Origin of the sequence: Pseudomonas sp. YJ42, from assembly GCF_047225135.1 — a bacterium.
In the GTDB taxonomy this organism is placed as follows: Bacteria; Pseudomonadota; Gammaproteobacteria; order Pseudomonadales; family Pseudomonadaceae; genus Stutzerimonas; species Stutzerimonas stutzeri_E.
Genome location: NZ_CP178378.1, coordinates 2,542,944 through 2,563,986, shown reverse-complemented (window position 1 = coordinate 2,563,986; position 21,043 = coordinate 2,542,944). Strand labels below are relative to the sequence as shown.

The window sequence follows — 21,043 nt, the reverse complement described above, 5'->3', positions numbered from 1 at the left end:
GGACGGGTGATATCGGAAAATAAAAAGGCACCTCAAGGGTGCCTTGTGCGGTCTGTCACCTGGCTAGCTTTTCAATACCTTGGCCAGCACAATCTTCGGGCCACGCATCTTCTTGATAACGATCTGCAGACCCTCGATGTATAGCACTTCGTTTTCCTCCGGCACCCGCTTCAGGGTTTCGTAGATCAGGCCAGCCAGCGTATCGGCCTCGATGTGGTCAAGATCGACGTCCAGCAGCCTTTCGACCTTAAACAGCGGCGTGTCGCCGCGGACCAGCAGTTTGCCGGGCTGATAGGCGAGGATGCCGCGCTCTGTCTTGCGGTGCTCGTCCTGGATGTCACCGACCAGCACTTCGAGCACGTCCTCCATGGTCAGGAAGCCGACCACCTTGTGATCGCCTTCTTCCACCAGCACGAAATGCGCGCCGCCCTGGCGGAACTGGTCCAGCAGTGCGTTCAGCGGCAGGTGCCGGGATACCCGTTCCAGCGGACGCAAGAGAGCTGCAAGTTCGAAGCGCTGCGCCAGTTGCTCATCGCCGGCCAGCGCCAATAGCAGGTCCTTGATATGCAGCAGGCCGATGTAATCGCCCTGCGTGCTATCGAACACCGGGTAGCGGCTGTATTTGTGTCGGCGGATCACTTCGAGGATCTCCGCCAGCGACGCATCGTGCTCCAACTGCAGCAGGTCTTCACGCGAGTTGGCCCAGTCGGCCACTTCCAGTTCGCTCATTTCCACCGCGGACGCCAGCACCTTGATGTCCTGATTGGCCGGGTCCAGCGCGCGGTTCGAGTGAAGGATCAGCTTCAGCTCGTCGCGGCTGTAGTGATGTTCGTGGTGCCCCCCCGGCTCCCCCTGGCCGGCCACGCGCAAAATGGCGTTGGCACTGGCATTGAGCAGGTAGATCGCCGGGTACATGGCCCAGTAGAACAGGTACAGCGGCACGGCCGTCCACAGCGACAGCAGCTCGGGTTTGCGGATTGCCCAAGACTTGGGTGCCAGCTCGCCGACGACGATGTGCAGATAGGAAATGATGAAGAACGCCGTGAAGAAGGCAATGCCATGCACGACGGCTTGCGACTGGATGCCGACCGCAGCCAGTAGCGGCTCGAGCAGATGGGCGAAGGCCGGTTCACCAACCCAGCCAAGGCCCAGCGAGGCCAGGGTGATACCTAGCTGGCAGGCCGACAGGTAGGCGTCCAGCTGGCTGTGCACCTTGCGCAGGATATGCCCGCGCCAGCCGTGCTGCTTGGCAATCGCCTCGACCTTGGTGGCGCGCAGCTTGACCATGGCGAACTCGGCGGCGACGAAGAAGCCGTTGAGCAGAACCAGAAACAGAGCGAAAAGAATCAGGCCGAAATCGGCGAAGTAGGAGGAGGCGGCGTAGCTGCTTGCGAAACTGGGGGAAGGGTCCATTGATGTGTCAGGTAGTCGAAGACGGCCTCAAGGATGGGGCCGGCTCCCGGTTATTTCAAGGCGCCAGCGGTAACGCCGGTCGCAGCTGATGGACGGTGCTTAGCGAACGGTGGCTTGGGTCAGTGGGAAGTGGCAGGTGAAAATGCTGCCCTTGTTCGGTGTGCTGTTGACGTCCAGGCGGCCCTGATGGCGCAGCAACACATGCTTGACGATGGCCAGGCCCAATCCGGTACCACCGGTATTGCTGGCGCGACTCGAATCGACCCGATAGAACCGCTCGGTCAGGCGCGGCAGATGCTTGGATTCGATACCGATTCCCGAATCCTGCACCGCGAGATGTGCGCCATGTTCGTTGCACCACCATCGAATTCGAATTTCACCACCGTCCGGGGTGTATTTCACCGCGTTGAAGATCAGGTTGGAGAACGCGCTGCGCAGTTCGGCCTCGCTGCCCTTGAGCAGCAGGGTGGGATCGGCTTCGAGGCTGATGACATGGTTGCGCTCGGCGGACAGCGCCTGGGCGTCACCCTTGATCGATTGCAGCAGGGTGGCGACGGCCACCGACTGGGTGTTGGTTGGCGGGCTGGTGGCTTCCAATTTCGCCAGCAATAGCAGGTCGTTGAGCAGGTGTTGCATGCGCCCAGCCTGTTGATTCATCTGGTTCAGCGCGCGTGGCCAGCGTGCTGGCATCTCGTCGGTGTGCTCGATCATCGTCTCCAGATACCCGGCGATAACCGTCAGCGGTGTGCGCAGCTCGTGGGATACGTTGGCCACGAAGTCTTTGCGCATCTGCTCCAGCTGGTGGAGCCGGGTGATATCGCGCACCACCATCAGGTGTTCGCTGTTGCCGTAGCGGGTGATGGTGACTTGTAGCCAGAGTCGATCGTTGACCGGCGAAGACAGCTCCAGCGGCTCTTCGTGGCGGCCGCTGTCGAAATATTCCTTGAAGCTTGGATGGCGTACCAGGTTGGTTACCGGGTGGCCGGTATCCTGCGGCTTCTTCAGGCCCAGCAGGCGCTCGGCGGCGGGGTTCCACCATTCAAGGTTGCCGTCGCTGTCGAGCATGATCACGGCATCCTTCAGCGCCGCGGTCGAGCCTTGGACCCGGTCGATCACTGACTGCAGCTGCCCGCGCTGGCGTAGGTCGCGGCGCTGCATCTGATAGAGATTGTCGAAGATGTCTCCCCAGGGGCCATGGCCGTCCGGCGGCGGCTCGTCCGGCTGGCTGCGTTTGAGCCACTGCTGCAGGCGTCGCATCTGATGCAGGGTCCAGCCGAGATAGCCGGTCAGGCCTGCAACCAGCGCCCAGGCGTACTCGCCGGTGATCAAGCCGACCAGCAGGCAGCCGGCTAACAGCAGAAGCAGCTGGCGCACCAGCGCGCCTTGCCAGTCTTGGTTCACCGCTAACGCTCCTTGAGGCAGCTTGGGGTCGGCCGGAAATGACGCTGTGAAACGCCGGCACAGGCTCGGCGGCTCGGACCTGAGTGAACGGCTGCCTGATGCTGCAGCGTTTCACCCGGTCGCAGGCGGTTTCGTTCAGCTCTTGGTGGAAAAGCGATAACCGGTGCCGCGCACGGTCTGCACCAGGTTTTCGTAGGTTTCGCCGAGCGCCTTGCGCAGGCGCCGAATATGCACGTCCACGGTGCGCTCCTCAACATACACGTTGCCGCCCCAGACCTGGTCGAGCAACTGCCCGCGGGTGTAGGCGCGCTCCTGGTGGGTCATGAAAAACTGCAGCAGACGATACTCGGTCGGGCCCATGTCGGCTGGCGTGCCGTCGATGGTGACGCGGTGGCTGATGGGGTCGAGCAACAGACCCCCGATCTCGATCGGCGTTTCGTTGTCGCTGGGCGCGGCGCGGCGCAGCACCGCTTTCAGGCGCGCGACCAGTTCACGGGGCGAGAACGGCTTGGTGATGTAGTCGTCGGCACCCACCTCCAGACCCTGGATCTTGTTGTCCTCGGCATCCTTGGCGGTGAGCATGATGATGGGCGTATTGGCCGTCATTTCGTCGCGCTTGAGGCGTCGGGCCAGCTCGATGCCGGAGGTGCCGGGCAGCATCCAGTCGAGCAGGATCAGGTCGGGTTGACGGTCGACGATCAGCGCGTGGGCCTGCTGGGTGTTTTCCGCTTCGAGGCATTCGTAGCCGGCCATTTCCAGCGCCACCACGATCATCTCGCGGATCGGTGCTTCGTCATCGACGATCAGTATGCATTTGCCGTTCATGTCCGCTCTCGGTCCGTTTCTTGTCGCTCGGCATTAGATAACGGAAATATTGCAGGGATGTGACAGAAAAGCGTTTCGCCGTCTCAGTGGCCGCAGGCGAGGGCTGCTCTAGCTCGCCTTCGTCGCATAGTCGAGGATGATCCCGACGAGGATCGCCAGCCCGGCCCAGTGGTTGTGCAGAAAGGCCTTGAAGCAGGCCTGCGGCTTGCGCGAGCGAGTTTTCCAGAACTCCCAGGCGAAGCAGGCCGCGGCGATCGTTAGCCCGAGGTGGAACCATTGCCCCAGCTCGAAACGCACGCCAGCCAGGATCAGGCAGAACAAGGCGAGGCCCTGAAGGGTGGCAATAATCACCCGGTCGGCTTCGCCGAATAGGATGGCGGTCGATTTGATGCCGATCTTCAGATCGTCCTCGCGGTCGGCCATCGCATAGTAGGTGTCGTAGCCCACCGTCCAGACCACATTGGCGATAAACAACAGCCAGGCTTCGGGCGGCAGCTCACCGCGTTCGGCGGTAAAGGCCATCGGCATGCCCCAGGAGAACGCCGCGCCTAGCACCACCTGCGGGTAGTAGGTGTAGCGCTTCATGAAGGGGTAGAGGGCGGCGACGCCGAGCGCGCCAAACGACAGCCAGATGGTCGCCGCATTGGTCAGCAGCACCAGGCCGAAGCTCAGTGCAACGAGGATAGCGAAGAGGATCCAGGCTTCCTTGGGGCTGATCTTCCCGGTGGCCAGCGGACGGCCCTTGGTGCGGCTGACATGGCCGTCGAAGTTGCGATCGGCGAAGTCGTTGATCACGCAGCCGGCGGCGCGCATCAGCACGACGCCGAGCACGAAAATCACCACGTTCTTGACGCTGGGCGAGCCCTCGCCAGCGATCCACAGGGCCCACAGCGTTGGCCATAGCAGCAGATAGGTGCCGATCGGGCGATCCAGGCGCATCAGCTGAATGAAATCCCAGGCGCGCGGGTGGAGGCGATTGCTCGATTGCAGAAGCTTCTGATACACGGCGGTCTCCGATCGGTGGGCGGGTAAGGGGCAGTCTGTGCCGGGCTCAGGTCACAATCCGTGCGGCTCGCCACAGGGCGGGCAGAAAGACCTCGGCGACCAATACGCGCAGGTCACCCTGGCTGAAACAGGAGCGACGCGCCCAGAGCCGGGCTTGGTGAACATCCTGCGGCAGCCAGCTTTCGGGGTATTGGCGAGCCTGCAGCGGGCCGCGGCTGAACGCTGGATCGGTGAATAGCAGTTCGCCCAGCGAGCGGCTGCCCAGGTGCAGGAGGTCCAGTCCGGACTGCTCCAGCGCGCTGCGAGCGGCGACGCTGCGAGCGAATACCCAAGGCTCTTCATGCCCGCGCAGATAGACCTCGCGAACCCAACCCTGGCTCCCCTCGGCTATACCCAGCGCGGCACACTCGTCATCGCGCAGCCGCTGCCAGCCTTCGTCGAGCGGCATCACACTGAAGGCGCCTTCCGCCAGCGCGGTGAGGCGCCGTGTCAGCGAGCCTTTGTCCACGAAGAGCCAGTCGCGCAGGGCGGGATCGAGCGGGGCAGGAAGACGGTCGGCGGGTAGCCAGGCTTGAAAGTCGGACACGAGCGATAGCGGCAGCGGAAAAAAGAAGCGGCGAGTCTAGCAAGAAAGCCGAGGCAGGCGCTGGAGGCTGAACCAGCAGAGCACCCCGCCCACCCTGAAGTGCCGAGCCTGAAGCGTCTTATCAGGCCCAGCCTTCCAGTCGCATGGTCGCGCGCACCAGGCGTTGCTCCTCCTGCTCGATCTCCTTGAGGTTGTCGCGAATGCTGTGGATGTGATCGCGTGCGGCGCGCTGGGCCTGGTCCGGCAGGCGCTCGGTGATGGCGTGAAACAGCCGCGAATGCTGCCGGTCGATCTGCCGTTTCTGCATCGGCCGGTGGTAGAGGTTGTTCACCGAGGCGAAGACGGTGGAGAGCATCAGGTCGGTCAGCGACTGCAGCGTATGCACCAGCACCGGGTTGTGCGAGGCCTCGCTGACGGCCAGGTGGAAGGCGTGGTCGAGGCGCGCATGCTCACGCGGGTCGGCCTCTTCGGCGGTGTGGGCTGCGAGCATTTCCTCGTAGCGACGGCGCAGCAGGATGAAGTCGGCATCGGTGCCGCGCAGTGCCGCCAGTCGCGCCGATTCGCCTTCCAGCAGGGCGCGTACTTCGAGCAGATCGTAGAGGGTGCGCGGCTGCGAGTTGAACAGGTGCATCAGCGGGCTGGCATCTTGCTCTCCGGACAGCCTCGCCACGTGCGATCCGCGGCCCTGCGCGGTCTCGATGATGCCGCGACCGCGCAGCACACGCAGGCCTTCGCGCAGCGCCGAGCGCGAGATACCGAGCTTTTCGCATAAGCGGCGCTCCGACGGGAGTGTCTGGCCTACCTTAAGTACGCCGTCGACGATCAGCCGCTCGATACGCTCGGCCACCACGTCCGCCAGCTGGCGGCGCTCCGTATTTTCGATCAACATATTTCAGCCTCCGTAACTGGTAGGACCAGTTTGGTGGAAGTCTAGCGCAACAGACGTCCGTATTGTGTGGGGCCATGATATCAGGGTCATTCGGCTCGATCGGTTGAAAGCTTGTTGAAAGAAACTGGTAGGACCAGTGGTTTTCGAGATGGACGAAAAGGCGTAGTCGGGCTAATGATGCGTCAAACCACCGCAGCTGGCCGTGCTGACGGTGAACGAAAGAAGAGCCCCGATTGCCATGAATATCCTCTACGACGAACGCGTCGACGGTGAGCTGCCCAAGGTCGACAAGGCGGCGTTGCTCGCCGAGTTGCAGGCGCGGCTGCCGGACCTGGACATCCTCCACCGCGGCGAAGACCTCAAGCCCTACGAGTGTGATGGTCTGTCTGCCTACCGCACCACGCCGATGCTGGTGGTGCTGCCCGAGCGCATCGAACAGGTCGAAACCCTGCTGAAGATCGCTCACAAGCGCGCCGTGCCGGTGGTGGCGCGTGGCGCCGGGACCGGGCTGTCGGGCGGTGCGCTGCCGTTGGAACAAGGCATCCTGCTGGTCATGGCGCGCTTCAACAAGATTCTCGAAGTCGACCCGGCCGGTCGCTTCGCTCGTGTCCAGCCCGGCGTGCGCAACCTGGCAATCTCCCAGGCCGCGGCGCCCTATGATCTTTACTACGCGCCCGATCCTTCTTCACAGATCGCCTGTTCCATCGGCGGCAACGTTGCCGAGAACGCGGGCGGCGTGCACTGCCTGAAATACGGGCTGACGGTGCACAACCTGCTCAAGGTCGAGATCCTTACCGTCGAGGGCGAGCGCATGGTGCTGGGCTCCGATGCATTGGATTCGCCGGGCTTCGACCTGCTGGCACTGTTCACTGGCTCCGAAGGCATGCTCGGCATCGTGACCGAGGTGACGGTCAAGCTGCTGCCCAAGCCGCAGGTGGCCAAAGTGCTGCTGGCGGCGTTCGACTCGGTGGAGAAAGCCGGGCGCGCCGTGGGCGACATCATTGCCGCCGGCATCATTCCCGGCGGGTTGGAGATGATGGACAACCTGTCGATCCGCGCGGCCGAGGACTTCATCCACGCCGGTTACCCGGTGGACGCCGAGGCGATCCTGCTCTGCGAACTGGACGGCGTCGAGGCTGACGTCCACGACGACTGCGCCCGTGTGGGCGAGGTGCTCAAGTTGGCCGGCGCCACGGAAGTGCGGCTGGCCAAGGACGAATCCGAGCGCGTCAAGTTCTGGGCCGGACGCAAGAATGCCTTCCCAGCGGTCGGGCGGATTTCGCCCGACTACTACTGCATGGACGGCACCATTCCGCGCCGCGAGCTGCCCGGCGTGCTCAAGGGCATCAGCGATCTGTCGGACGAATACGGCCTGCGCGTGGCCAACGTGTTCCACGCCGGCGACGGCAACATGCACCCGCTGATCCTCTTCGATGCCAACACCGAGGGCGAGCTCGAACGCGCCGAGGCGCTGGGTGGCAAGATTCTCGAACTGTGCGTGAAAGTCGGTGGCTCGATCACCGGTGAGCACGGCGTTGGGCGCGAGAAGATCAACCAGATGTGTTCGCAGTTCAATGCCGACGAACTGACGCTGTTCCATGCGGTGAAGGCGGCGTTCGATCCCAGCGGCCTGCTCAACCCCGGCAAGAACATTCCCACCCTGCACCGCTGCGCCGAATTCGGCGGCATGCATGTACATGGCGGGCAGTTGCCCTTCCCTGAACTGGAGCGTTTCTGATGACGGTTTCCTTCGACGACAGCCAGCAGCTGCTCGACCAGGTCAATCAGGCGTTGGCCAGCAACACCCCGCTTCATATCCACGGCGGCGGCAGCAAGGCGTTTCTCGGCCGCGAGGTGCAGGGCACGCCGCTTGATACCCGCGCGCATCGCGGCATCGTGACCTACGACCCCACCGAACTGGTCATCAGCGTTCGCGCCGGCACGCCGCTGGCGGAACTGGAAGCTGCGCTCGACGAGGCCAACCAGATGCTGCCCTGCGAGCCGCCGCACCTGGGTGAAGGCGCCACCGTGGGCGGCATGATCGCGACCGGTCTGTCCGGCCCGCGGCGCCCATGGTCCGGCTCGGTACGCGACTTCGTGCTGGGCTCGCGTGTCATCACCGGCCATGGCAAGCACCTGCGTTTCGGTGGCGAGGTGATGAAGAACGTCGCCGGCTACGACCTGTCGCGCCTGATGGCCGGCAGCTTTGGTTGCCTTGGCCTGTTGACCGAAGTTTCGCTCAAGGTGCTGCCCAAGCCGCGTTTGACGCGCAGCCTGCGCGTGGAGATGCCCGTCGATCGGGCATTGCTCAAACTGGCCGAATGGGGCCAGCAGCCTGTGCCGATCACCGCGGCCAGCCATGACGGCAAGATGCTGCACCTGCGCCTGGAAGGTGGCGAAGGCTCGGTCAACGCCGCCTGCGATCGTATCGGTGGCGAGGCGCTGGATGCCGGCTACTGGAACGACTTGCGCGAACAACGCCTGGGCTTCTTCAGCGACGCCCGCCCGCTGTGGCGCCTGTCGCTGCCTACCGATACTCCGGTTCTCGCGCTTCCCGGTGAGCAGCTGATCGACTGGGCCGGCGCCCAGCGCTGGCTTAAATCCGATGCCGATGCGCAGACCATACGCAGCATCGTCAGCGAGGTGGGCGGCCATGCCACCTGTTTTACCGCCGGCGCTGCGGCAAGCCCGTTCCAGCCGCTGGCCGAGCCCTTGCTGCGCTATCACCGCCAGTTGAAAGCCGCGCTGGACCCACAGGGGATCTTCAACCCCGGCCGCATGTATTCGGAGGTTTAAGCCGTGCAAACCAATCTCAGCGAAGCCGCGAAGAAACTGCCGCGTGCCGAAGAGGCCGAGAGCATCCTGCGCTCGTGCGTGCACTGCGGTTTCTGCAACGCCACCTGCCCGACCTACCAGCTGCTCGGCGACGAGCTGGATGGCCCGCGTGGGCGTATCTACCTGATGAAGCAGATGCTCGAGGGCGGCGAAGTCACCGAGGCCACCCAGACCCACCTGGACCGTTGTCTCACCTGCCGCAACTGCGAAACCACCTGCCCCTCCGGCGTGCAGTATCACAACCTGTTGGATATTGGCCGCGACTTCATGGAGCAGCAGGTGCCGCGCTCGGCTGGCGAACGTCTGCTGCGCACGGGCCTGCGCACGGTCATTCCGCGTCCAGGTCTGTTCAAGAGTCTGCTCAGCACCGGCAACATGCTGCGTCCGCTGATGCCGGCGACGCTCAAGGCGCACATGCCGCGCCAGGTTACCCCGGCCAAACCACGGCCGCAGACCGTGCATGCGCGTCGCGTGCTGATTCTCGAGGGCTGCGTTCAGCCGAGCCTGTCGCCCAACACCAACGCCGCGACGGCACGGGTGCTCGATCGTCTCGGCATCAGCGTGACGACCGCGCGTGAAGCCGGCTGCTGCGGCGCGGTGGACTACCACCTCAATGCCCAGGAAGCAGGGCTCGACCGCGCACGACGCAACATCGACGCCTGGTGGCCAGCGATCGAAGGCGGCGCCGAAGCCATCGTCCAGACGGCCAGCGGTTGCGGTGCATTCATCAAGGACTATGGTCATCTGTTGCGGAACGACCCGGCCTACGCGACCAAGGCCGCGCGGGTCAGTGCGCTGGCCAAGGATCTGGTTGAAGTGATGCGCAGTGCCGAACTAGAGCGGCTGAAGGTCGAGACGGACAAGCGCATGGCCTTTCATTGCCCTTGCACGTTGCAGCACGCACAGAAGCTCGGCGGCGCGGTCGAAGACGTGCTCACCCGGCTCGGCTTCCATCTCACGGCAGTACCGGATGCGCATCTGTGCTGCGGTTCTGCAGGCAGCTATTCGATCACCCAGCCGGAGATTTCTCATCAGCTGCGCGACAACAAGCTCAACGCGCTGGAAAGCGGCAAGCCGGAAGTGATCGTCACCGCCAACATCGGCTGCCAGACGCACCTCGACGGTGCTGGCCGGACGCCGGTGCGGCACTGGATCGAGATCGTCGAGGAGGCGATGCAGTAACCCCTAACCCCAATCGCGCCGTGACGCACATCGAATCGACAGGAGAGAACATGAAAACCAAAGCCATGCTGACCCAGACCGAAGTGACCGCCATCCTGGCCGCCGCGCGCAGCGAAGCGCAGAACAACGGCTGGGCCGTGACCATCGTGGTCGCTGATGACGGCGGCCATCCGCTGGCGCTGGAGCGTCTGGACGGCTGTGCGCCGATCGCCTCCTACATCGCCACCGAAAAAGCGCGTAGCGCCGCGGTGGGCCGTCGCGAAACCAAGGGCTACGAGGACATGGTCAACGGCGGCCGCAATGCGTTCCTGTCCGCCCCGGTGGTCTGCTCGCTGGAAGGCGGCGTGCCGGTGATCGTCGATGGACAGGTGATCGGTTCGGTCGGCGTTTCCGGCGTAACCGCTACCCAGGATGCCCAGGTCGCCAAGGCTGGCGTCGCCGCTGTCGCCAACTGATTCGGATAGGAGAACAACATGACCGAGCGTGTAACTCTGGGCCGTCTGCAAGTGGCGGCCAACCTGCAACGCTTTATTGAGGACGAGGTCCTGCCCGGCACTGGTGTCGAGGCCGCCGCTTTCTGGAAAGGTTTCGACGAGCTGGTGCATGACCTGGCGCCGAAGAACCGCGCCCTGCTCGCCGAGCGCGACCGTCTGCAGGTGGAACTGGATAACTGGCACCGCAGCAACCCCGGCCCGATCAGCGACATGCCGGCCTACCGCAGCTTCCTCGAGTCCATCGGCTACCTGCAGCCCGAACCGGGCGAAGTGAAGATCAGTACCAGCAACGTCGACAGCGAAATCGCCACCCAGGCCGGCCCGCAGCTGGTGGTGCCGATCGGCAACGCCCGCTATGCGCTGAATGCCGCCAACGCCCGCTGGGGCTCACTGTATGACGCGCTCTACGGCACCGATGCCATCAGCGAAGAGAACGGTGCGCAGAAGGGTCCGGGCTATAACGAAGTACGCGGCGCCAAGGTCATCGCCTTCGCGCGCAACTTCCTCGACCAGGCCGCCCCGCTGGCCGAGGGCAGCCACGCCGATTCGGTCAGCTACCGCGTGCAGGACGGCCAGCTCAAGGTCACCCTGGAAAACGGCAGCGTCACCGGCCTTAAGCAACCTGAAAAATTTGTCGGCTATCAGGGCGAGGCCGTGGAACCGACTGCGGTGCTGCTGAAGAACAACGGCCTGCACGTCGAAATCCAGATCGATCCGAACAGCCCCATCGGCCAGACCGATGCCGCCGGGGTGAAGGATCTGCTGCTCGAAGCGGCCGTCACCACCATCATGGATTGCGAAGACTCCACTGCCGCAGTCGACGCCGACGACAAGGTGCTGGTCTACCGCAACTGGCTGGGTCTGATGAAGGGCGATCTGGTCGAAGACCTGGAGAAGGGCGGTAAGCGCATCACTCGTCGCCTGAACGACGACCGTGAGTACACCGCTGCCGACGGCTCCAACCTGAAACTGCATGGCCGTTCGCTGCTATTTATCCGCAACGTCGGTCATCTGATGACCAACCCGGCGATCGTCGATGGCGAAGGTCACGAGATTCCCGAAGGCATCATGGACGGGGTGGTCACCAGCCTCATCGCCTTGCATGACCAGCAGCGCAAGGGCAACTCGCGCACCGGCTCGATGTACATCGTCAAGCCGAAGATGCATGGCCCGGCTGAGGTGGCCTTCACCGACGAACTGTTCGGCCGCGTCGAGGATCTCATCGGCCTGCCGCGCCACACCCTGAAGGTCGGCATCATGGACGAGGAGCGCCGGACCAGCGTCAACCTCAAGGCCTGCATTGGCGCCGCGAAGAACCGCGTGGCCTTCATCAACACCGGCTTCCTCGACCGTACCGGCGACGAGATGCACACCATCATGGAAGCCGGCGCCGTGCTGCGTAAGGGCGACATGAAGAGCACCGCCTGGATCCAGGCTTACGAGCGCAACAATGTGCTGGTTGGCCTGAACTGCGGCCTGCGTGGCAAGGCCCAGATCGGCAAGGGCATGTGGGCCATGCCGGACCTGATGGCCGCCATGCTGGAGCAGAAAATCGCCCATCCCAAGGCTGGTGCCAACACCGCCTGGGTACCGTCGCCGACCGGCGCCACGCTGCACGCGCTGCACTACCACCAGGTCGACGTACAGGCCGTTCAGGCCGAGCTGGAGAAGATCGACCTGGCGGGCGAGCGCGACAAGCTGACCAACGATCTGCTGACCATCCCGGTCGCGCCGGAGCGCAACTGGTCGGCCGATGAGATCCAGCAGGAGCTGGACAACAATTGCCAGGGCATCCTCGGCTACGTGGTCCGTTGGGTCGAACAGGGCGTCGGTTGCTCTAAAGTGCCGGACATCCACAACGTCGGCCTGATGGAGGACCGCGCCACGCTGCGTATCTCCAGCCAGCACCTGGCCAACTGGCTGCGCCACGGTGTGGTCGACGAGGCGCAGGTTCGCGAGACGTTGGAACGCATGGCCAAGGTGGTCGACCAGCAGAATGCAGGCGATCCGGCTTACCGCCCGATGGCTGCGGACTATGCGGGCTCGGCGGCCTTCCAGGCGGCTTGCGACCTGGTGTTCAAGGGGCGCGAGCAGCCGAGCGGCTACACAGAGCCGTTGCTGCACGCCTGGCGTCAGCGCTTCAAGCAGCAGGTCGGTTGAGCGGTATCAGCAGGACAGCCGGCAGTCAGCGTGAGCTGACCGCCGGCGCGATTTGACGAGCCCCGGGCGCCTCTAGCGCTCGGGGCTTTCGAGCAAGTGGGGGCAGCTAACGTGACCCGTTAGTCAGTTCCTCGGACTGGAGTGAGCGGATCATTCCAGTCATGCGTGGGACCGGGTTTTCCCGGAAAGAAGTGGTTCACAACAAAAAACAAGGAACCCAACAATGAGTCAGACACTGCTGTCCATACTGGCCTTCGTGCCGCTGGTGCTGGCGGGGGTACTGCTGATCGGCTTTCGCTGGCCGGCCAAGTACGCAATGCCGCTGGTTTTCGTCCTCACTGCGTTGATCGGCCTACTGGCCTGGGACATGACCTTCAACCGGGTCCTGGCTTCCACGCTGCAAGGCCTCATCCTGACCGCCGCGATCCTCTGGATCATCTTTGGCGCCATCCTCCTCCTGAACACGCTCAAACATTCCGGGGGCATCGCCTCGATTCGCCGCGGCTTCGCCAACGTGAGCCCGGACAAGCGCGTCCAGGTGCTGATCGTGGCCTGGTTGTTCGGCTGCTTCATCGAAGGCGCTTCGGGCTTCGGTACGCCGGCTGCGGTGGCGGCTCCGCTGCTGGTCGCATTGGGCTTCCCGGCGCTGACGGCGGTGGTGCTCGGCATGATGGTGCAATCCACACCGGTCTCATTCGGTGCGGTGGGTACGCCGATCCTGGTGGGTGTCGCCGGTGGTCTCGACCAGGCTACCCTCGGCGGTCAGCTGGCGACGGTGGGCAGTAGCTGGGAGGTGTTCTTCCATCTGATCTTCTCCCGTGTAGCCATCATCCATGCGCTGTGCGGCATTCTCATGCCGCTGATCATGATCTGCATCATGACCCGCTTCTTCGGCCGCAACCGCTCCTGGAGCGAAGGCCTGGCGATGGCGCCGTTCGCCATCTTCACCGGGCTGGCGTTCGTCATCCCCTACGCTGCGGCTGGCGTGTTCCTCGGTCCGGAATTCCCTTCGATGATCGGCGCGCTGGTGGGCTTGGCCATCGTGGTGCCGGCCGCCAAGGCTGGCTTCCTGCTGCCTAAGTCCAGTTGGGACTTCGCCCCGGCCAGCGAATGGCCGGTGGAGTGGATGGGCAAGATCGAGATGAAGATCGACGATGTCGCAGGACGCACGCCGATTTCGGTCCCGATGGCCTGGGCGCCCTATCTGCTGCTGGCGATCTTCCTGGTGATGTCGCGGGTGTTCCCGCAACTGAAAGCTGCGCTGATGTCGGTCAGCTTCGGTTGGAAGGACATCCTCGGTGAAACCGGCGTGTCCGGCACCCTGGAGCCGCTGTATCTGCCGGGCGGAATTCTCTGCATGGTGGTACTGGTGACCTTCTTCCTGCATCGGATGAAGGCCGCCGAGCTGGGTGCCGCGATTTCCGAGTCGAGCAAGACGCTGCTGGGCGCAGGTTTCGTGCTGATCTTCACCATCCCGATGGTGCGCATCCTGATCAACTCGGGCGTCAACGGCTCGGACCTGGTCTCGATGCCCGTGGCCATGGCACAGCTGGTGGCCAACAGCGTGGGCAGCGTGTATCCGTTCTTCTCGCCTGCGGTCGGTGCATTGGGGGCGTTTATTGCCGGTTCCAACACGGTCTCCAATCTGATGCTCTCGCAGTTCCAGTACAACACCGCCAGCCTGCTGGGCATTTCCGGTGCGCTGATGGTGGCACTGCAGTCGGTGGGTGCCGCGGCGGGCAACATGATCGCCATTCACAACGTGGTGGCGGCTTCGGCCACAGTCGGTCTGCTCGGGCGCGAAGGCATCACGCTGCGCAAGACCATGCTGCCGACGCTGTATTACCTCGTGCTGGCCGGTAGCATTGGCCTGATCGGCTTCTACGTAATGGGTATCAGCGATCCGCTGGTGGGGGTTGCGACCGCCCGCTAAGCAGGCGGTGGCGACTGCGCTTGGTCAGGCCGCGTTTTTGCAAGGCTTTGATCGGCGCAGGTGAACCCGAACGGGCGGCTCAGGCCGCCCGTTCTGTTTTGTCCTGGATCTTCTGCAGGTCTATCGTTGGGTGCAGGCGTTTGGCGGTCCGTCGCGTTCTGGTATAGCGTGCAGCGCAACCGAGACTGATCGAGGTGAACAATGAAAAAATGGCAATGCGTGGTGTGCGGATTCATCTATGACGAAGCCGAGGGCTGGCCGGACGATGGCATTGCCCCGGGAACCCCCTGGGAAGATGTGCCGGAAGACTGGCTCTGCCCCGACTGCGGCGTCGGCAAGATGGATTTCGAAATGATCGCGATTGGCTGATATGAACGACTCGAACCATAAAGGCGCGCCGCTGGTAATCATCGGCACCGGCCTGGCGGGCTACAACCTGGCCCGGGAATTCCGCAAACTCGACAGCGAGACGCCGCTGTTGCTGATTACCGCTGATGACGGCCGCTCCTACTCCAAGCCGATGCTCTCTACCGGCTTCGCCATGAACAAGGATGCCGATGCTCTCGGCATGACGGTCGCCGGCCCGATGGCGATTCAGCTCAATGCCGAAATCCGCACCCATACCCGGGTCACGCGTCTCGATCCGGCGAACCGGCGGGTCTGGATCGACAACGAGCCGGTGCCTTACCGCGATCTGGTCATCGCCTGGGGTGCGCAGACAGTGAACGTGCCGGTTGCCGGCGATGCGCAAGATGCAATCTTCCCGATTAACGATCTGCTCGACTACGGCCGTTTCCGCGAGGCGGCGCATGGCAAGCGGCGCGTGCTGATCCTCGGCGTCGGGCTGATTGGCTGCGAATTCGCCAACGACTTGTTGCAAGGCGGCTATGAGGTCGAACTGGTGGCGCCTTGCGAGCAGATCATGCCTTCGCTGCTACCAGTCGAGCCGGCGGCAGCGGTGCAGCGTGGGTTGGAATCGCTGGGCGCGCGCTTTCATCTGGGGCCGGTGCTGAAACGTCTCGAACGACAGGGCGAGGTCCTGCAGGCGCAGCTGTCGGACGGCCAGCGAATCGAATGCGATCTGGTGGTCAGTGCCGTAGGCCTGCGTCCTCGCACCGAGCTGGCCGAGGCAGCCGGCTTGCAGGTCAATCGTGGGATCGAGGTCGATCGCCTGTTGCAGACGTCGGTCGAGCACGTCTATGCGCTGGGCGACTGCGCCGAGGTCGAAGGGCTCAATCTGCTCTACGTGATGCCATTGATGAGCGGTGTGCGTGCGCTGGCCAAAACCCTGGCCGGCCAGCCTACGCCGGTCACCTACGGGCCCATGCCGATCACGGTGAAAACCCCGGTTTGTCCGCTGGTGGTATCGCCACCCGCCGCGGGCAGCGAGGGCCGCTGGAGCGTGGAAGGTGAGGGCAACGATCTGAAAGCATTGTGCCGCGCCGCCGACGGCCGGCTGTTGGGCTATGCGCTAACCGGAACGGCCGTGCGAGAGCGGCTGGCGCTGAATAAACAGCTGCCGCCGGTGTTGGCGGAACTGCCTCAAGTTCTGTCGCTAAAGTCTCCAGAATGATTCGGTAAAGCGCTGGCGGGGGCTGGCGCGAGTGCTAGCAGCGTGCCATGCTCCCTGTGGCGCTGCCGCAGTGTAGAGCTGTTGTAGCGCGTCGGAACGCTGTTCGGAGAACAGCGAACAAAAACAATAAAGTCTTAGAGGCTACCCATGCGCAAACCGGAACTCGCAGCCGCCATCGCCGATAAGGCCGATCTCACCAAGGATCAGGCCAACCGTGTACTCAACGCCGTACTGGATGAAATCACCAACGCGCTCAACCGCAAGGACAGCGTGACTTTGGTCGGTTTCGGCACCTTCATTCAGCGTCACCGAGGTGCTCGTACGGGCAAGAACCCGCAGACCGGAGAGCCCGTAACCATCAAGGCCAGCAACACCGTGGCTTTCAAGCCGGGAAAGATGCTGAAAGACGCGATCAACTGAGTTCGCGTAGCCCGGGGCCGCCCAGGCTCCGGGTCAGCTTGACTGCATAGTCCCCTCCAGACCCGTCTGTTCTGCTGCTTCCGCCATTCAGACCAGCCGTTACAATGCCGCTTTTTCGTCAACGGTCGGCTAACTTCATGAAATTTCGCTTTCTTCTCTGGATGCTTGGTCGCCTGATGGCCAAGGCCAGTCGCAACAACCCCGATTTCCAGAAGCAACTCGGTGACAAGGATCTGACCTTCCAGCTGCACACCTTGGATGGAAAAGTCGCTCGCCACTATGTGGTCAAGAATCAGCGCGTCACCAGCCGTGGCGGCCCTGCCACCGAACCGGCCTTCGCTATCGGCTTCAAGGACAGCGCTTACGGCTTCGCCACCATGAACGCGAAGAACAAGCAGCTGGCCTTTATGCAGGGCATTCAGAACAAGGACATCCAGATTCAGGGCAACCCCGCGCTGGTGATGTGGTTCCAGGGCCTGACCAAGTACCTCAAGCCGCGGAAGAAGAAGCCGGAAGCGGCGTGATATCCGGCTTTGCCTGCCCGGCGAGGCGGCGAAGACCATCAGCTCAAGTGATCGGTGAAGCGCCTCTGTCGGTCGGTGGCGACTATTGCTGCTGCGCCATCCAGGCTTGCGCTTCGTCCAGCAGCCAGTCGCGAAAGGCATTCATGGCCGCCGACTCCACCCGCCGTTCGGGAATCATCAGGTGATAAGCCTGATCCTCGCGGCGATAAGCGTGCGGATGCGCGATCACCAGGCGTCCCTCAGCCAGTTCGCGCTGGATCAAAAACGCTGGGATCAGCGCCACGCCCATGCGGTGTTCGGCAGCTTGGGCCAACATCGAAAACAGTTCCAGGCGCGGGCCGGTCATGTCGCGCGCGATCTTCATCCCCAGCGAATCGAACCACTGCCGCCAGGCGTAGGGGCGAGTCGTCTGCTGCAGCAAGGGCATTTCAGCAAGAGCCTGGGCACTCAGCTGGCCGGTTTCGCCCAGTAACACCGGACTGCAGACGGGCAGCGAATGCTCCGGCATCAGCGGATGGGCGACGGTCCCGGACCAGTCGCCGTCGCCGAAGTAGATCGCCGCGTCGAATTCCGTGTCGGCGAACAAGAAGGGGCGGGTGCGGTTGGTCAGGTTGACGGTGATTTCCGGATGCAGCGTCTGGAACTGCTGCAATCGCGGCAGCAGCCACTGGGTGCCGAACGTCGGTACCAGCGCCAGTTCGATGGTTTGAGCGCCCTGTTGTCCCATCACAGACAGGGTGTCGCGCTCTACCGCGTCCAGTTGCGTGGCGACCCGCCGTGCATAGGACTGGCCGGCCTCGGTCAGTTTCACGCCACGGCGCGAGCGGCGGAACAGCTCCAGCCCGAGAAATTCTTCCAGCCCACCGATCTGTCGGCAGATCGCGCTCTGGGTCAGCGCCAGCTCTTCGGCGGCACGGGTGAAGCTCTGATGGCGCGCTGCGGCTTCGAAGGCGACCAGCGCGGCGGTGCTGGGAATCTTACGGCGCATTATGCGGCTACCTCACTAATAGATGGGCATTAAGGCCGTTCAGCATACCTTTGGAGTGACTAAATCGCACAGGTCATTGCGAATTACTCGTTTGCCGCCAGGCGCTGTAGCTTCTAGGATCAGCTCATTCCGAATGCTGCATCGGGCACTGCGCCCGGTTCACCGTCTACGACAAGAGGACCACCCATGGCCGGCAAAGCAAGCTTCAACTGGATCGACCCGCTGCTGCTCGATCAGCAGCTCACCGATGAAGAGCGCATGGTGCGTGACAGTGCCCAGCAGTTCGCCGCCGACAAGCTGGCGCCGCGGGTACTTGAAGCTTTCCGCCATGAGCGCACCGATGCGGCAATCTTCCGTGAGATGGGCGACACCGGCCTGCTTGGCGCGACCATTCCCGAAGCCTATGGCGGCAGCGGCCTGAACTACGTCTGTTACGGCCTGATCGCGCGTGAGGTGGAGCGCATCGACTCCGGCTATCGCTCGATGATGAGCGTGCAATCCTCGCTGGTGATGGTGCCAATCAATGAGTTCGGCAATGAGGCAACCAAGCAGAAGTACCTTCCCAAACTGGCCAGCGGCGAATACATCGGCTGCTTCGGCCTGACCGAGCCGAACCACGGTTCCGACCCGGGCTCGATGGTCACCCGCGCGAAGAAGGTCGACGGCGGCTATCGCCTGTCCGGCGCCAAGATGTGGATCACCAACAGCCCGATCGCCGATGTCTTCGTGGTCTGGGCCAAGGATGACGAGGGCGCGATTCGCGGCTTTGTACTGGAGAAGGGTTGGGAAGGACTGTCTGCCCCGGCGATCCACGGCAAGGTCGGTCTGCGTGCGTCGATCACCGGTGAGATCGTAATGGACAATGTGTTCTGCCCGGAAGAGAACGCTTTCCCTGATGTGCGCGGCTTGCGTGGTCCGTTCACCTGCCTGGATTCAGCCCGTTACGGCATCAGCTGGGGCGCGCTGGGCGCCGCCGAATTCTGCTGGCATACGGCACGTCAGTACACATTGGACCGTCAGCAGTTTGGCCGCCCGCTGGCTGCCAATCAGCTGATCCAGAAGAAGCTGGCCGACATGCAGACCGAGATTACCCTGGCCCTGCAAGGCTGCCTGCGCCTCGGCCGGATGAAGGATGAAGGCACCGCGGCGGTGGAGATCACCTCGATCATGAAGCGCAACAGCTGCGGCAAGGCGCTGGACGTGGCGCGCCTGGCCCGCGACATGCTGGGCGGTAACGGTATCAGCGACGAGTTCGGTGTGGCGCGGCATCTGGTCAATCTCGAGGTGGTCAACACCTACGAAGGGACCCACGACGTGCACGCGCTGATTCTCGGCCGCGCGCAGACAGGTATCCAGGCGTTCTTCTAAGCCTGCCGTGGGGTGGTTGATGCTTATTTCATCCACCTTATTAACCCCCGCGCGGTGGATGGATAAAGCGCCATCTACGCGCCCTGATCCACCCTACGGTCTGCAAGCGATCGCATCCACCTCATCCGTATTCGAGAGATCTCTATGCCCGGCGCCCTTTCCCATATCCGCGTCCTCGACCTGTCGCGCGTGCTCGCCGGCCCTTGGGCTGGGCAGATCCTGGGTGATCTTGGCGCCGAGGTGATCAAGGTCGAGCGCCCGCGTACGGGCGACGACACCCGTCACTGGGGACCTCCGTACCTGAAAGACCAGCAGGGCGAGAACACCTCAGAGGCGGCCTATTACCTGTCGGCCAACCGTAACAAGCAGTCGCTGACGCTGGACTTCACCCAACCCGAAGGCCAGCGGATCATTCGCGATCTGGTCGCCAGCTGCGATGTGCTGCTGGAGAACTTCAAGGTAGGGGGCCTGGCGGCTTACGGGTTGGATTATGAAAGCCTCAAGGCAATCAATCCGAAGCTGATCTACTGCTCGATTACCGGCTTCGGCAGTGATGGCCCTTATGCCAATCGTGCCGGTTACGACTTCATGATCCAGGGCCTCGGCGGCCTGATGAGCCTGACCGGGCGTGCCGTGGACGAGGAGGGTGCCGGGCCAGTCAAGGTCGGCGTGGCGCTGACCGATATCCTGACTGGGCTCTATGCGACCGTCGGCGTGCTGGCGGCACTCAACAGTCGCGAGCAGACGGGTGTGGGCCAGCATGTCGAGCTGGCGCTGCTGGACGTGCAGGTCGCCTGCCTGGCCAACCAGGCGATGAACTACCTCACCACCGGCGTGGCGCCCAAGCGCATGGGCAACGCGCACCCGAACATCGTGCCCTATCAGGATTTCCCCACCGCCGACGGCGATATCATTCTCACCATCGGCAACGACGGACAGTTCCGCAAGTTCGCCGAAGTCGCCGGGCATCCGGAGTGGGCGACCGATGACCGTTTCGCCAGCAACAAGGCGCGCGTGGCCCATCGCAAGGAGCTGGTGCCGCTGATCCGCCAGGTCACGGTGTTCCGCACCACGGCCGAATGGGTCACGCTGCTGGAACAGGCCGGTGTGCCCTGCGGCCCGATCAACGACCTGGCCCAAGTATTTGCCGACCCTCACGTGCAGGCGCGCGGATTGCGCCTGGACATGCCGCATCCACTGGCGGGCAGCGTGCCGCAGGTGGCCAGCCCGATCCGCCTTTCGGAGACCCCGGTGGCCTATCGCAAGGCGCCGCCGGTACTGGGCGAACACAGCGAAGCCATCCTGCAAGGGCTGCTTGGCCTGAGTTTCGACAAGATTCTTTCCTTGCGACAGTCCGGTGTGATCTGACGAGCGGAAGCCGGGCAGCCTGTAGCCCTGCAGGCTGGGATCCTTAGCTGGACCGGTTGTGGCTGAACTCTCTCGCCGT

At 63.4% G+C, this 21,043-nt stretch carries 19 protein-coding genes; 12 read left to right on the top strand and 7 right to left on the bottom strand.

What is annotated here, in order from left to right; all coding sequences use genetic code 11:
- Positions 1-63: 63 nt before the first annotated feature.
- From ACL0K2_RS11675 to glcC, 6 genes are all read right to left on the bottom strand, one after another.
- Positions 64-1,413, bottom strand: a complete 1,350-nt coding sequence (locus ACL0K2_RS11675) for a hemolysin family protein (protein ID WP_045160329.1) — start codon at positions 1,411-1,413, stop codon at positions 64-66.
- A 99-nt stretch (positions 1,414-1,512) separates the two neighbouring features.
- The gene (gene phoR, locus ACL0K2_RS11670; RefSeq protein ID WP_239610071.1) at positions 1,513-2,814 is read right to left on the bottom strand and encodes a phosphate regulon sensor histidine kinase PhoR; all 1,302 of its coding nucleotides are present in this window, start codon (positions 2,812-2,814) and stop codon (positions 1,513-1,515) included.
- Positions 2,815-2,949: 135 nt separating this feature from the next.
- Positions 2,950-3,639: a phosphate regulon transcriptional regulator PhoB gene (gene phoB, locus ACL0K2_RS11665; RefSeq protein WP_045160331.1), complete on the bottom strand. Its 690-nt coding sequence runs from the start codon at positions 3,637-3,639 to the stop codon at positions 2,950-2,952.
- A gap of 108 nt (positions 3,640-3,747) precedes the next feature.
- Positions 3,748-4,644 carry a 4-hydroxybenzoate octaprenyltransferase gene (gene ubiA, locus ACL0K2_RS11660; protein WP_045160332.1) on the bottom strand — a complete coding sequence of 299 codons (897 nt, stop codon included), beginning with the start codon at positions 4,642-4,644 and terminating at the stop codon, positions 3,748-3,750.
- Between the two features lie 46 nt (positions 4,645-4,690).
- Positions 4,691-5,230 carry a chorismate--pyruvate lyase family protein gene (locus ACL0K2_RS11655; RefSeq protein WP_413042701.1) on the bottom strand — a complete coding sequence of 180 codons (540 nt, stop codon included), beginning with the start codon at positions 5,228-5,230 and terminating at the stop codon, positions 4,691-4,693.
- Positions 5,231-5,351: 121 nt separating this feature from the next.
- Positions 5,352-6,119, bottom strand: coding sequence for a transcriptional regulator GlcC (glcC, locus tag ACL0K2_RS11650; protein ID WP_045160354.1), 768 nt, complete (start codon positions 6,117-6,119; stop codon positions 5,352-5,354).
- Positions 6,120-6,357: 238 nt separating this feature from the next.
- On the opposite strand from glcC, the gene glcD reads away from it, so the two are divergent.
- The 10 genes from glcD to ACL0K2_RS11600 all read left to right on the top strand — a co-directional run bounded on the left by glcD (position 6,358) and on the right by ACL0K2_RS11600 (position 17,240).
- Positions 6,358-7,857: a glycolate oxidase subunit GlcD gene (gene glcD / locus ACL0K2_RS11645; protein WP_045160355.1), complete on the top strand. Its 1,500-nt coding sequence runs from the start codon at positions 6,358-6,360 to the stop codon at positions 7,855-7,857.
- Positions 7,857-8,915 (top strand): glycolate oxidase subunit GlcE, encoded by a 1,059-nt coding sequence (gene glcE / locus ACL0K2_RS11640; protein ID WP_413042700.1) that lies wholly within the window; start codon positions 7,857-7,859, stop codon positions 8,913-8,915. Before glcD ends, glcE begins: the two co-directional genes overlap by 1 nt.
- A gap of 3 nt (positions 8,916-8,918) precedes the next feature.
- Positions 8,919-10,136, top strand: coding sequence for a glycolate oxidase subunit GlcF (gene glcF / locus ACL0K2_RS11635; RefSeq protein WP_413042699.1), 1,218 nt, complete (start codon positions 8,919-8,921; stop codon positions 10,134-10,136).
- A 50-nt stretch (positions 10,137-10,186) separates the two neighbouring features.
- Positions 10,187-10,591: a heme-binding protein gene (locus ACL0K2_RS11630; protein ID WP_239610079.1), complete on the top strand. Its 405-nt coding sequence runs from the start codon at positions 10,187-10,189 to the stop codon at positions 10,589-10,591.
- 18 nt (positions 10,592-10,609) lie between these two features.
- Complete coding sequence (locus ACL0K2_RS11625) at positions 10,610-12,790, top strand: malate synthase G (RefSeq protein ID WP_239610081.1); 2,181 nt, start codon at positions 10,610-10,612, stop codon at positions 12,788-12,790.
- A 223-nt stretch (positions 12,791-13,013) separates the two neighbouring features.
- Positions 13,014-14,723 carry an L-lactate permease gene (locus tag ACL0K2_RS11620; protein ID WP_045160360.1) on the top strand — a complete coding sequence of 570 codons (1,710 nt, stop codon included), beginning with the start codon at positions 13,014-13,016 and terminating at the stop codon, positions 14,721-14,723.
- 201 nt (positions 14,724-14,924) lie between these two features.
- The gene (locus ACL0K2_RS11615) at positions 14,925-15,092 is read left to right on the top strand and encodes a rubredoxin (protein ID WP_045160361.1); all 168 of its coding nucleotides are present in this window, start codon (positions 14,925-14,927) and stop codon (positions 15,090-15,092) included.
- A gap of 1 nt (position 15,093) precedes the next feature.
- On the top strand, positions 15,094-16,296 hold the full coding sequence (locus ACL0K2_RS11610; protein ID WP_413042698.1) for an NAD(P)/FAD-dependent oxidoreductase: 1,203 nt from the start codon (positions 15,094-15,096) through the stop codon (positions 16,294-16,296).
- A 147-nt stretch (positions 16,297-16,443) separates the two neighbouring features.
- Positions 16,444-16,716: an HU family DNA-binding protein gene (locus ACL0K2_RS11605; RefSeq protein ID WP_021207208.1), complete on the top strand. Its 273-nt coding sequence runs from the start codon at positions 16,444-16,446 to the stop codon at positions 16,714-16,716.
- A gap of 137 nt (positions 16,717-16,853) precedes the next feature.
- Positions 16,854-17,240, top strand: coding sequence for a helicase (locus tag ACL0K2_RS11600; protein WP_413042697.1), 387 nt, complete (start codon positions 16,854-16,856; stop codon positions 17,238-17,240).
- 82 nt (positions 17,241-17,322) lie between these two features.
- Here ACL0K2_RS11600 and ACL0K2_RS11595 read toward each other — a convergent pair whose 3' ends face one another.
- A complete protein-coding gene (locus ACL0K2_RS11595) occupies positions 17,323-18,228 on the bottom strand; it encodes a LysR family transcriptional regulator (protein ID WP_413042696.1) in 906 nt (301 codons plus the stop codon).
- A 186-nt stretch (positions 18,229-18,414) separates the two neighbouring features.
- Here ACL0K2_RS11595 and ACL0K2_RS11590 point away from each other — a divergent pair, with 186 nt between their 5' ends.
- A complete protein-coding gene (locus ACL0K2_RS11590) occupies positions 18,415-19,596 on the top strand; it encodes an acyl-CoA dehydrogenase (RefSeq protein WP_021207203.1) in 1,182 nt (393 codons plus the stop codon).
- A gap of 144 nt (positions 19,597-19,740) precedes the next feature.
- A complete protein-coding gene (locus tag ACL0K2_RS11585) occupies positions 19,741-20,964 on the top strand; it encodes a CaiB/BaiF CoA transferase family protein (protein WP_045160366.1) in 1,224 nt (407 codons plus the stop codon).
- Positions 20,965-21,043: the final 79 nt, after the last annotated feature.